Annotated in this window: 11 protein-coding genes; 3 read left to right on the top strand and 8 right to left on the bottom strand. The window is 65.2% G+C overall.

Annotation, left to right across the window (positions count from 1 at the left end):
* Positions 1-292: 292 nt before the first annotated feature.
* The gene (locus CI15_RS22845; RefSeq protein WP_062131456.1) at positions 293-2,323 is read right to left on the bottom strand and encodes a glycoside hydrolase family 28 protein; all 2,031 of its coding nucleotides are present in this window, start codon (positions 2,321-2,323) and stop codon (positions 293-295) included.
* Positions 2,324-2,697: 374 nt separating this feature from the next.
* On the opposite strand from CI15_RS22845, the gene CI15_RS22840 reads away from it, so the two are divergent.
* Entirely contained in the window at positions 2,698-3,321 is a 624-nt protein-coding gene (locus CI15_RS22840; protein ID WP_062131453.1) for a LysE family translocator, read from the top strand.
* A gap of 22 nt (positions 3,322-3,343) precedes the next feature.
* Here the strand turns inward: CI15_RS22840 and CI15_RS22835 are convergent, their stop codons facing one another.
* Complete coding sequence (locus CI15_RS22835; protein WP_062131450.1) at positions 3,344-4,759, bottom strand: aminotransferase-like domain-containing protein; 1,416 nt, start codon at positions 4,757-4,759, stop codon at positions 3,344-3,346.
* 201 nt (positions 4,760-4,960) lie between these two features.
* Here CI15_RS22835 and aptA point away from each other — a divergent pair, with 201 nt between their 5' ends.
* On the top strand, positions 4,961-6,289 hold the full coding sequence (gene aptA / locus CI15_RS22830) for an omega-aminotransferase AptA (protein ID WP_062131447.1): 1,329 nt from the start codon (positions 4,961-4,963) through the stop codon (positions 6,287-6,289).
* A 96-nt stretch (positions 6,290-6,385) separates the two neighbouring features.
* Here the strand turns inward: aptA and CI15_RS22825 are convergent, their stop codons facing one another.
* A complete protein-coding gene (locus CI15_RS22825; RefSeq protein WP_062131444.1) occupies positions 6,386-6,910 on the bottom strand; it encodes a DUF6496 domain-containing protein in 525 nt (174 codons plus the stop codon).
* Between the two features lie 189 nt (positions 6,911-7,099).
* Here CI15_RS22825 and CI15_RS22820 point away from each other — a divergent pair, with 189 nt between their 5' ends.
* Entirely contained in the window at positions 7,100-7,351 is a 252-nt protein-coding gene (locus CI15_RS22820; RefSeq protein ID WP_062131441.1) for a hypothetical protein, read from the top strand.
* A gap of 61 nt (positions 7,352-7,412) precedes the next feature.
* On the opposite strand, the gene CI15_RS22815 is transcribed toward CI15_RS22820, so the two are convergent.
* The 5 genes from CI15_RS22815 to CI15_RS22800 form a co-directional block, all read right to left on the bottom strand.
* Positions 7,413-8,621, bottom strand: a complete 1,209-nt coding sequence (locus CI15_RS22815; protein WP_062131438.1) for an ABC transporter substrate-binding protein — start codon at positions 8,619-8,621, stop codon at positions 7,413-7,415.
* An 89-nt stretch (positions 8,622-8,710) separates the two neighbouring features.
* On the bottom strand, positions 8,711-8,842 hold the full coding sequence (locus tag CI15_RS38075; RefSeq protein WP_277621049.1) for a hypothetical protein: 132 nt from the start codon (positions 8,840-8,842) through the stop codon (positions 8,711-8,713).
* Entirely contained in the window at positions 8,839-9,552 is a 714-nt protein-coding gene (locus tag CI15_RS22810) for an ABC transporter ATP-binding protein (protein WP_062131435.1), read from the bottom strand. The genes CI15_RS38075 and CI15_RS22810 overlap by 4 nt, the downstream gene beginning before the upstream one ends.
* On the bottom strand, positions 9,549-10,361 hold the full coding sequence (locus tag CI15_RS22805; RefSeq protein ID WP_062131433.1) for an ABC transporter ATP-binding protein: 813 nt from the start codon (positions 10,359-10,361) through the stop codon (positions 9,549-9,551). The genes CI15_RS22810 and CI15_RS22805 overlap by 4 nt, the downstream gene beginning before the upstream one ends.
* Positions 10,358-12,310, bottom strand: coding sequence for an ABC transporter permease (locus tag CI15_RS22800; protein ID WP_062131430.1), 1,953 nt, complete (start codon positions 12,308-12,310; stop codon positions 10,358-10,360). Before CI15_RS22800 ends, CI15_RS22805 begins: the two co-directional genes overlap by 4 nt.
* Positions 12,311-12,376 lie beyond the last annotated feature (66 nt).

The following is a 12,376-nucleotide window of genomic DNA, read 5'->3' as shown; positions in this document are numbered from 1 at the left end:
GTGCGTTTGTCGGATTCGCTCGGCGGGTCACTGGAATGCGGACTACTGGAGATGAGCGAACTGAGACTGGCGACATCCGCATACCGGACGCCGAGCGGCATTCGCTCGTCTACTTCGCGCAGATGGAGAACAAGGTTGCTGGAGATTTACCGGGCAGCATGCGTGCGATCCGGTTGCCATCAGGTTTGACGGCGCCGACCAGAAAGGCCGGCGCGTGGGGAGGAAATACCAACTTCACTGCGACGCTACCACGTAACGCGGCGGTGCCTCGCCGCTTTACGGCACGTCGTATTTAACGCGGATCCGACAGCGTCTGATTGAGCGTCTGCCCAGCGATGACCACGTTCTGCAACGTGATGTCGTGCACGTTGTAGAGGTAGATCGGGCCCGGCGTGCTGGCGCTCGCGGGGCCTGCGGCCGCAGGCGTCCCGAAGTCACAGTTGGAGATCGTGACACCGGTGATGGCCGGTACGGTCGGTGCAGGTGCGGGACCGTTGTAGTCGAACGCAACGGGACCCTGTGCGACGATGGCCTGGAAACAGGAGCCCGTTACACTGCCCAAGGTCACGTTCGTGGCCGTGACGTTCGTGATGTTGACGTTGTCCACGAGCGCGGGGCGCGTGCGGATGGCGTCGGCAGCAGGCTGGTAATCACAGTCGAAGGTGATCAGGCCGCCTTGAGACGCGGACGGGTTGGCGGCGGTTGCCGTGGCCACGCCGATCGGCACCGTACTGTTGATCGGACTGCCCGCCAGCATCTTGCTGCCGTAGCCTGCGCCCGTGAGGCTCACCCCGTGCGGCAGCGTGACGCCATTCACGTAGAAGTTCTTGACGTAGCCCCCGCGGTTCATATTCGTCTTGATACGGATCGCGATGTTCAGCGAATTCGTTGCCCAGAACTGATTGAGCATGGTCAGATTGCGCGCGTAGATGTTCTGCACGCCGCCACCCATCTCGCTGCCGAGCGTGATGCCGCCGTGGCCGCTATTCATCATGCAGTTCTGGATCACGTGGTTCTGCGCGGGCCCATACTCGTTGTCGAGATCCTTGCCCGACTTGATCGCGATGCAATCGTCGCCGGTATTGAATGTGACGTTGTCGCACAGAACCGTGTTGCAGGCGTCCGGATCGAAGCCGTCGTTGTTCGGTCCGATGCTGTCGGCGGTCACGCCGCGGATCACGACGTTCGTGCAGTCCGTCGGATGATGCTGCCAGAACGGCGTGTTGTTGGTTCGATAGCTTTCCATCAACACGTTCGTGCAACCGATGAACTCGACCATGCACGGCCGCAGATAGTGGCCGAGACCGAAGATCCGCTGCGCGACTGGTACGCCCGCCTCGGAGAGCGCCGGGAGGTAGTTCTGGTCTTGCTGCCACGGCGTTGCCGGATTGGTCAACAGCGCGTAAAGAGCGGCCGACAAGGTGGGCGCGACGACCATCAGATCTACGTTGTTGGGGTTCGAATAGGCCTGCGACGGCGTGGACGACCCAGCGCAACCGTATGCGCCACTGGAACCCTTGAAGGTCCACCAGCAGGTGCTCGTGTTGCCGCTGCCGGCGAACGGCGTCATCGCCTGACCGTTCAACACCGATGTCGGGCCTTCGCCGGTCAGCGCGATATTGTTCGCATTGCGTGCGTAGACGGGCGAGCCGAAGTTCAGGCAGTCGTTGGCCTGCCAGCGGCTGTAGTAAAGGTTGCCGTTCGCGCCGCAGTTGACGGGGCCGTCCTTCGCATAGTCGGCTGGATTCGGGCTGAAATAGATCGTGCAGTTCGCACTGAGATGGAAGTTGACGTTGCTCTGCAGCACGATCGGGCCCGCGCAATACCACGTGCCCGCTGGCACGACGACCCGGCCGCCACCGGCTGCGCTGCATGCCGCGATTGCCGCGAGGAAAGCGGGACGTGAATCGAACGATCCGGGTGCGTTGGTCGCCCCGGCACCGGTGCTCACCGGCGATGTACTGGCCGTGTAGGGGCTGGTCTGGGCGATGACCGCGCACGGTTGCGCGCCGTACTGCTCAACCGGGAAATCGACCGCCGGGAACGCGCTCTGCGTGATTTTCTGCAACGCGTTGATGATGTTTGTCGCTGAACCGGTGGGGCCCCAGATCGGGTCGGCCGCGGCTGATGTGCCTCCGGTCGCTGGCGTGGAATTGCCGCTCGTCCCTGCCGCAGCGGAAACTCCGCTGCCCCCGCCGCAGGCCTGCAGCAGTGCGCTGCCCGCGAGGGCGCCTCCCAATCCGATGAATCCACGGCGGGAAATGCGCAAGGCGTCGCCCGTTGCGGGCGCATTCTTATCAAGATCGCTCGAATTCCTGGACATCTAGTCCTCTCCAGACTGGTATGGGTATGCGCAGCGTGAATCGTCATGGCGCGGGTTGTATGACAAGGGCAGAAGAGTAAAGACAAGACCCTAAATCACACACTGGTGCATACCCTTACAAAATATTTCGTCCGCATCTTACGATCTGCTCGCGTGAAGGAGAGGATCCACGCGCGTCGGCCAGCTACGCCGAGAAAGGTCAGGCATCTTGACCACCCGCAAGCGCTTTGAGGCGACGATAAAGCGCAAACGTTCGGCGCGGATCACCTCGTCGATCCGTACCGGACACCATCCTCACAACCGTACAGGTACTGTACCGGCCTCCGTCGCTAGAATGAGCTTCACCGTTTTCTGTTGGCGACACCGGAGCCCCCATGTCTTTCCTCACTCTCAGCGCGCTGCCCGCCGGCATCCTGTTCGCGCTCGTCACCTCGATCACGCCCGGTCCGAACAACACGATGCTGCTCGCGTCGGGCGTCAATTTCGGCTTTCGCCGCACGCTGCCGCATCTGTCCGGCATCAGCGCCGGCGTGGTGCTGTTGATGTTGTCGGTCGGTATCGGCCTCGGCGAAGCGTTCGTGCACTTTCCCGTGCTGTACACGGTGCTCGAAGTCGTCAGCGTCGCCTATCTGCTGTATCTGGCGTGGAAAATCGGCACGTCGGGCGAGCTGAAGCTCAGGAACGGCGAGCGCCGTCCCATGCGCTTTCATGAGGCGATCGCGTTTCAGTGGGTCAATCCGAAGGCATGGATGATGGTGCTGACCGCCGCGACGACGATTCATCTGAGCAGCAGCTTCGGCATGAACGCCGTCGCGATGGCGGCGGTGTTCTATGTGATCGGCTTCCCGTGCATCTGCGTGTGGGCCGGTTTCGGCACCGCGATGCGCGAGGTGTTGTCGAACCCGAAGCGGTTGCGCGTGTTCAACATCGCGATGGCGCTGCTGCTCGTGGTGTCGCTGTATCCGATCGCGCTGAAGCTGTTCGGGCATGGCGGCTGAGTTTTCAGACTCGCCGCCGCGTCTACCACGCCCCCTGCCCGACCCGCTCGATGAAGCGCCACAACGCGTCGTCGGTCGAATACGGCGCATTGAAGCGAAACCAGGCGCTCGGCGCGTCGTCGGGACGGAAGTAGGAGCCCGGCGCGAGCCAGATGCCGTGCGCGAGCGCGGCGGTCGCGACCTCGGCGGCGCGCTCCGCTTCGATCGGCAGGCGCGCCAGCATGAACAGTCCCGCGCGCGGCCGGTGAAACACCTCGAGGCCGAGCGCGTCGAGCCGTTCCTCGAGCGCCGTGTGCGCGAGCTTCAGCCGCTCGTCGACCGTCTCGACGTGGCGCGCGTAATGCCCTTCCACCAGTACCTTGTCGACGATCCGCTCGATCGTCTCCGACGAGGTCAGCCCCACCGCCATCTTCGTACGCGCGAGTTCGCGCAGCACCGCCTGCTCGGCGACCACGTAGCCGCAGCGCAGCGACGGCGTCACCGTCTTCGAAAAGCCGCCGACGTACAGCACGCGTTGCAGGCCTTCCATCGCAGCGAACAGCGGCGCGGCGGCCGGCGCGAGTTCGCGGCTCACGTCGTCCTCGATCACCCAGATGCGCTCGCGCTCGGCGATCTGCAGCAGGCGGAACGCGGCCGACATGCCGTACGTCGCGCCGGTCGGATTCTGCAGCGTCGTGTTGACGAAAATCGCCTTCGGTTTGTGTTGTGCGACCAGGGTTTCGAGCACGTCCGTATCGACGCCGGCCGGCGTGCGCGGCACCCCATGCACGACCAGCCCGGCGAGCTTGAGAATCAGCAGCAGATTGCAGTAGCCGGGATCTTCGACGATCACCGCATCGCCCGCGCGCAACAGCGTGCGCACGATCAGATCGAGCCCCTGGGTCGCGCCCTGCGTGAGCAGCACGTTGGCGACGTCGACGGGCAGGCCCCGCCGGTCGAGCTGCTCGGCGATGCGCTCGCGCAGCGGCGCGAAGCCGTACGGATGCCCGTAGTCGCCGAGGCGCGCGGCCGGCACCCGGCTCAGCGCGCGCAGTGCGTGCTGCAGGCCGCTCTCGTTGATCCATTCGCTCGGCAGCCAGCCGCAGCCCGCCTTGATCGGCACCGAATGGTCGGCGAACACGTCGGACAGCAGCCACGTCGCGGTCAGGCTCGGCGGCTGCCAGTCGGCGGCGGCCGCGCGCGGGGACCCCGGGCGCGCCGCCACGCGATAGCCGGAGCCGCGCCGCGCGACCACCAGCCCCATCGACACGAGCCGGTTGTACGCCTCGGTCACCGTGAAGGTGCTGAGCGCGTGGCTCTGCGCCAGCTGACGCACCGATGGCAGCAGCGCGCCGGCGCGCAACGACTGTGCGTCGATCGCGCGCGCGAAGCCTTGCACGACCTGTTCGACGAGCGTCGGTGCCGCGCGCCGGTCGCGTTGAAGGTCCAGTTCGATCATGATTCGGGCGAATATTCGGGCGAAAAACCAGGGGCAAAGAAAACGGACTGCGGACCGCTCATGTACCGACACAGTTCGAGCGAATCCGCCAGCACAGTTGGCACCACACTTCGTCAACTGTTTATGCCGCCATTAAACCGCGGACGCTACAGTTTGGCTACGCAAAAAGCCCTCAACCGACACCCATTTCGAGGAGATGCCATGACTTCGCGCCCCGTCATCGACGATCTGTCGTCTTTCTGGATGCCCTTCACCGCCAATCGCCAGTTCAAGGCCGCGCCGCGCCTGCTGGAGTCGGCCAAGGGCATGTACTACCGCAGCACCGACGGACGCGAGATTCTCGATGGTTGCGCCGGGCTGTGGTGCGTGAATGCCGGGCATGGCCGCGACGAGATCGTCGCCGCGATCACGCAGCAGTTGTCGACGCTCGACTTCGCGCCGACCTTCCAGATGGGCCACCCGCTCGCGTTCGAAGCCGCGACCAAGGTCGCCGAGCTGATGCCGGCCGGTCTCGACCGCATCTTCTTCACGAACTCGGGTTCCGAATCGGTCGACACCGCGCTGAAAATCGCGCTCGCCTACCATCGCGCGCGCGGCGAGGGCCAGCGCACGCGTCTGATCGGCCGCGAGCGCGGCTATCACGGCGTCGGCTTCGGCGGCATCTCGGTCGGCGGCATCGCGACGAATCGCAAGACGTTTTCAGGCGCGCTGCTGCCGGCGGTCGATCATCTGCCGCACACGCACAACCTCGAACACAACGCGTTCTCGAAGGGCCAGCCCGCGTGGGGCGCGCATCTGGCCGAGGAACTGGAACGCATCGTCACGCTGCACGACGCCTCGACGATCGCCGCGGTGATCGTCGAGCCGGTGGCCGGCTCGACCGGTGTGCTGGTTCCGCCGCAAGGCTACCTGCAGAAGCTGCGCGAGATCTGCACGAAGCACGGCATCCTGCTGATCTTCGACGAGGTGATCACGGGCTTCGGCCGCGTCGGCAAGGCGACCGCGAGCGAATACTTCGGCGTCACGCCGGATCTGATCACGATGGCGAAGGCGATCAACAACGCGTCGATTCCGATGGGCGCGGTCGCGGCGAGCCGCACGATTCACGACACGGTCGTCGGCAGCGGCGCGCCGGGCGCGATCGAACTGTTCCACGGCTACACGTACTCGGCGCATCCGGCGGCGGCCGCGGCCGCGATCGCGACGCTCGATCTGTATCGCCGCGAGCAGCTGTTCGAGCGCGCGGCCAGCCTCGCGCCGACGTTCGAAGCCGCCGCGCATGCGCTACGTGGCACGAAACACGTGAAGGACGTGCGCAACCTGGGCCTCGTCGCCGGCATCGAGCTCGAATCGCGCGATGGCGCGCCGGGCGCTCGCGCTTACGAGGCGTTCGTCAAATGCTTCGAGGCGGGCGTGCTGATCCGCTTCACCGGCGACATCCTCGCGTTTTCGCCGCCGCTGATCATCGACGAAGAGCAGATCGCGCGGATCTTCCGGACCGTCGGCGAGGTGCTGGCGACCGTGCAGTAACAAAGCGCGCGATCCGGCAACAAGCAAAGAGCGGCGGCACGCCCAAGCGTGCGCCGCTCTTTTCCTTTGTGGACCACTTCGCCGCGCGCCGTAACCTCAGTGATGCGCGCGCGACGCCCGCGTGTGCGCGGCCTTCTTCGCGGCGGCGGAGCGTCCAGCCGCGCCCTTCGTCGCCGCGGCTTTTTTCGCCGCTGCCGAGCGGCTCGCCGCAGGCCGCTTGGCCGCCGCCGACTTCGCCTGCTTCGACATCGCCGCCGACGACGCCCCGGCCTTGCCCTCGCGCTTGAGCACGCTGGTGCTCACGCGCGAGCGTTTCGCGCTCGACTCGTTGCTCGCGCTCTTCTTCGCGGCGCCTTCGTGCTGGCCCGCGGCGCTGTCCTTCTGCGCTTTCTTGCGGGTCGCCTCGCTCGTCGCGCCCTTCTTCGGGGGCTTCAGGTCGACGCCCGCGCGGCGCGCCTCCGACAGTCCGATCGCGATCGCCTGCTTCGCCGAACGCACGCCGTGCTTGCCGGCGCGGACTTTGTCCACCTGTTCCTTGACGAACTCTCCCGCTTGAGTGCTCGCTGATTTGCCGGCGCGTTTATCGGCCGCGGCACGCTTCAAGGTCTTCTGCTCTGGCATGATCGTTCTCCCGTTGTGGATCTGGCCTTATCGATCAGCAACGGGCGTGCCGGAGCGTCCAGCCCGGCCACGGTCCGGCGCGCGGCGCGAGAGGACTCGCGCGCATCGACGGGACGGCGTATGGTGGTGGGCAAGGGGCGGCACCCGGTCTGCTCCGACGGCATTGCTTGCCTGGCATGGGAGACAGCCATGAAACTCGCTACCGTTCGCGCTGGCGCGCATATCGAGGGCGTGCACTGGATCGCGGAATACGCCGAAGACGTCCACGAAATCCGCGTGTTTCGCGAGGGACAGGAAGTGGACGTGCACAACGCACCGTCCACCTTGTTCGGCGATGAAGAAAACGCGGGCTCGAAAAACACCGCCGATCATCGCGCGATGGAAGCGGCCGTGCTCGCTTATCTGAAGCGCTTCGTCACCGAGCACGACGCGGAAGAGTAGTTTTAGCCAGCAGCACGAACCATCGCGCGGCAGTCACGACGGACCGCCGCGCATCACGTCTTCAATCCGCCGGCCGCAGCTTCTTCACTTCGGCATCCGACGGCTGCACGCTCGCGCCATCCACATACCGGTACGACGTCATCACGCCCTTGCCATCCTTCAAGCCGGTCACGCCAACATATGCGCCCATCGTCGACTGATTGTCCTGCGCGCGGTAGACGATCGGACCGAACGGCGTCTGCACGTTGAGCCCCTTGAACGCGGCGGCGAGCTTGTCCGGATCGGTCGAACCGGCTTTCCTGATCCCGTCCGCGATCGACATCAGCGCCGAATAGCCGACCACCGAGCCCACTCGCGGATAGTCGTGATACCTCGCCTGATAGGCCTCGACGAACTGCTTGTTCGCGGCCGTATCGATCGAATACCACGGGTAGCCGGTCACGATCCAGCCAGTCGGCGCTTCGGCGCCGAGCGGATCGAGATAGTCGGGCTCGCCGGTCAGCAGCGACACCACCGCGCGATCCTTGAAGAGCCCACGGGTATTGCCCTCGCGCACGAACTTGCCGAGGTCGGCGGCGAACAGCACGTTGAAGATCGCATCGGGCTTCGCGTCGGCGATCGCCTGGGTGACGGCGCCCGCGTCGACGTTGCCGAGCGGCGTCGCCTGTTCGACGACGAACTGCACGTCGGGCTGCGCGGCGCTCAGCAGCTTCTTGAAGGTCGCCACCGCCGATTGCCCGTACTCGTAGTTCGGATACACGATCGCCCAGCGCTTCTTCTTCAGCTTGGCGGCCTCAGGGACCAGCATCGCGACTTGCATGTAGGTCGAAGGACGCAGACGGTACGTGTATTTGTTGCCATCGGCCCAGACGATCTTGTCGGTCAGCGGTTCGGCCGCGAGGAAGAAGATCTTCTTCTGCTTCGCGAAGTCGGCGAGCGCGAGGCCGGTGTTCGACAGGAAGCCGCCGAACAGCAACTGCACCTGCTCGCGCGCGATCAGTTCCTGGGCGACGCGGATCGTGTCGCCGGGGTTGCCGTTGTCATCGCGCGAAACCACTTCGAGCTGCTTGCCGAGCACGCCGCCTGCCGCGTTGACCTGTTCGAGCGCGAGATTCCAGCCTTGCTTGTAAGGCCCGAGAAAGGCCGGTTGCGCCTTGTAGCTATTGATCTCGCCGATCTTGATGGTCTGCTGGGCGCTCGCGCCGAGCGCGGCGAACGAGCACACGGTCGACACCATGAGACGAGAGATCCATCCTGCGCGCGTGGTCATGCGTTTCTCCGTTATCAGAAGGATTGCTGGTTTTTGTCAGACGTGCGAACGTGCCAGCGTACGGGCACGCGGACGACGGCCCGTGGAACTCACGGCTCGCGCGGCTGCGCGCGCAGGTACGACACGAGTTCGGCGACCTGGCCGTCGTTGAAACTATCGCGGTAAGCCGGCATCGTACCGAGTTCGGGCCGCGCAGGCGAGCCGATGCCGTCGAGAATCACACGCTCAGATAAGCGCGCCTCACTGTTTCGTTCCGGGCTAGTTCGTCGATCGTGCCGCCGAAGCGGATCTGCCCTTTTTCGAGCACATACGCGCGGTCGCTGACCAGCTCGGCGAAGTGCAGATTCTGTTCGGACAAAAGAATGGAAAGCCCCTCGCGCTTCAGTTCGAGAATCATGTTGGCCATCTGCTCGACGATCACCGGCGCGACGCCTTCGGACGGTTCGTCGAGCAGCACCAGATACGGATTGCCCATCAGCGTGCGCGAGACGGTCAGCATCTGCTGTTCGCCGCCGCTCATCTGGCCGCCGGGCCGCTTCGGCATTTCGCCGAGATTCGGAAACAGGCGAAACAGCTTCTCGGGCGTCCATTGCGGCGCGCCTTCGCGCGGCGGCTGGCGACCGGTGTCGAGATTTTCCATCACGGTCAGGTCCGCGAACACGCGGCGATCCTCGGGCACGAAGCCGATGCCCATGCGCGCGATCCTGTACGGCGCGAGCGCACTGATGTTCTGGCCGCGAAACGTCACTTCGCCCTGGCGGCGCGGCAGGAGTCCCATCACCGCTTTCATCGTCGTCGATTTGCCGGCGCCGTTGCGGCCCATCAGGGCGACCACTTCACCACGGCCGACTTCGAGGCCGACGTCGAACAGGATGTGCGCTCGACCGTAGAACGCGTTCAGGCCGGAGACTTTCAGCATCGGTTCGCTCATTGCAAGGACCCCTGGCCGTTGTGCGCATTGTTTGCCGCGTCCTGTAGCGGCGCGTGCGGCCGGAAGGTCTTGCCGGTGCCGAGATAGACCTCCTGCACGCGCGCGTCGTTGCGGATCGTGTCGGCATCGCCCTCGGCGATCAGCTTGCCGCGTGCGAGCACGATCATCCGGTCGGCGTACGCGAAAACAACGTCCATGCTGTGTTCGGTGAACAGCACGCCGATCCTGTGTTCGGTGACCAGACGCCGGGTCAACGCCATCAATTCGTGGCGCTCCTGCGGCGCCATGCCGGCGGTCGGTTCGTCCATCAACAGCAGCTTGGGCCGGTTCGCAAGCGCGATCGCGAGTTCGACGCGCTTCACGTCGCCATAGGCGAGCACGCCGCACGCGCGCTTCGCATGCGCGCTCATGCCGACCTGTTCGAGCAGCGCGAATGCTTCGTCGGCATGGTGCGAGCCCGCCGGCCTCCACAGGCCGAAGGTCTTTTTCTCGCGCGACACCAGCGCCATCTGCACGTTTTCGAGCACCGTCATCGAGTTGAACGTCGCGGCGATCTGGAACGTGCGGCCGACGCCGCGTCGCCAGATATCACGCGGCCGCATGCCGACGAGCTCATGACCGTCGAGCAGGATCGACCCCGAGGACGGCTGCAACTGGCCGTTGACCATGTTGAAACACGTCGATTTGCCCGCACCGTTGGGGCCCAGCAGCGCCAGCAGTTGACCGGCTTCGAGCGCGAATGAAACGTCATCGACCGCCTTCAGTCCTCCGAACGATCTCGACAGACCGCTTACGCGCAGCAGGCTCATAGCCCCTCCTTGACCGCGGCGGTCCGTTGCGACGGCGACGCGGCGCCGCCGTTGTTCTGGTCGGCCTGATCGTCATTCGCATCGCCGAAACGCTCGCGAACGAAGCCGACGATTCCCTGCGGAAACGCGATCACCAGCAGCAGGATCGCGAGGCCGAGCAGCGACTGCCAGTAGTCGGTCTGTCGCGCGACCGTATCCTGCAGCCACGTGAATACCGCTGCGCCGACGATCGGCCCGCTCAAGGTCTGCAAGCCGCCGAGCAGCACCATCACGAGGCCATCCACCGAACGGCTCACACTGATCACTTCGGGCGAGATATTGCCCTTCGAAAACGCGTACAGCGATCCGGCCAGTCCGCAGAACAATGCCGCGATCACGAACGACGCCCACTGCACCCGCTTCACGTCGATGCCGATCGCCTCGGCGCGCAGCGCGGAATCGCGCGACGCACGCATCGCAAGCCCAAGCGGCGAGAACAGCATGCGGCGCAACAGCCACACGCCGAGCACCGCGCACGCGAGCGTCAGGTAGTAGAACGCGACCGGCGACGACAGCCAGTTCGACGGCCACAGTCCGAGGATGCCATTGCTGCCGCCGGTCACGTCGTCCCACTGGAACACGACCGACCAGACGATCTGCGCGAACGCGAGCGTCAGCATCGCGAGATAGACGCCCGAGAGGCGCACGCAGAACCAGCCGAACACGAGCGCGCCGACCACCGCGAGCAGCGGCCCGAGCAGCAGCGCGGCTTCCATCGGCAGGTTCAGCACTTTGAGAAACAGCGCCGCGCCGTATGCACCGAGTCCGAAGTACGCGGCATGGCCGAACGAATGCAGGCCGCCCGGACCCATAATGAAATGCAGGCTGGTCGCGAACAGCACCGCGATCAGGATCTCGACGAGCAGCACCGGCATATACGGAAACGCGTTGGCCGCGAGCGGCGCGAGCACGAGCGCCAGCAACACGAAGGCGGCGAGCCACTTCAGACGCTTGCCCGCCGGACGCAACGGCGTTTCCGGTGCGCCCATCACGCGCACCGCGGCGCTCGCGCGGCCGAGCAACCCCCACGGCCGCACCACCAGCACGAACGCCATCACGACGAATTCGGCCACCAGCGTAAAGCGGCTCAGCGACAAACCGATGCCGAAAATCGTCACGTGACCGATGCCGATGCACAGCGCCTTGATCTCGGCGATCAGCAACGCCGCGACGAATGCGCCCGGAATCGAACCCATGCCGCCGACCACGACGACCACGAACGCATTGCCGATCGTCTCGAGATCGAGCGACAGGTTCGCGGACATGCGCGGCCCTTGCAGCGCGCCGCCGAGTCCCGCGAGAAACGCGCCGACGAAGAACACACCGGTAAACAGCCAGGCCTGATTGATGCCGAGCGCGCCGAGCATCTCGCGATCCTGGGTGGCGGCGCGCACCAGCGTACCCCAGCGCGTGCGCGTCAACGCATACCAAAGCAGCAGCAGGACGACCGGGCCGATCACGATCAGCGCGATATCGTAGGTGGGCAGCGGATGGCCGAGAAAATCGACCGCGCCCGCGAGATGCGGCGCGCGCGGGCCGAACAGGTCGTCGGGGCCCCATAGCCACAGCGCCGCGTCGCGAAAGATCAGCACGAGCGCAAACGTGGCGAGCAGATGGAACAGCTCGGGCGCCTGATAGATCCGCCGCAGCACGACGATTTCAACGAGCGCGCCCAACACCGCGACCGCGAGCGCAGCGGCCAGCACCGACAACCAGAAACCGGCTGTCGTATGGCCGAAGCGGCTCGCGATGCTGTACGCGACGTAGATCCCGAACATATAGAACGAGCCGTGCGCAAAGTTGACGATGCGCGTCACGCCGAAGATCAACGACAAACCGGCGGCGACCAGAAACAGCGTCGACGCGTCGGCGAGTCCATTGACCAGTTGTACCAGCAGATTCGAAAGCATCGCGACCCTCGGCAGCTCGCCGAACGGCGCGCGCGCAGTGCATGTGCAATACGCGCAGCGGCCCGA

The sequence above is a fragment of the Paraburkholderia monticola genome (assembly GCF_001580545.1).
GTDB classification, from domain to species: Bacteria; Pseudomonadota; Gammaproteobacteria; order Burkholderiales; family Burkholderiaceae; genus Paraburkholderia; species Paraburkholderia monticola.
The sequence above is the reverse complement of the archived record's forward strand: the minus strand, read 5'-3'. Positions and strand labels throughout refer to the sequence as shown.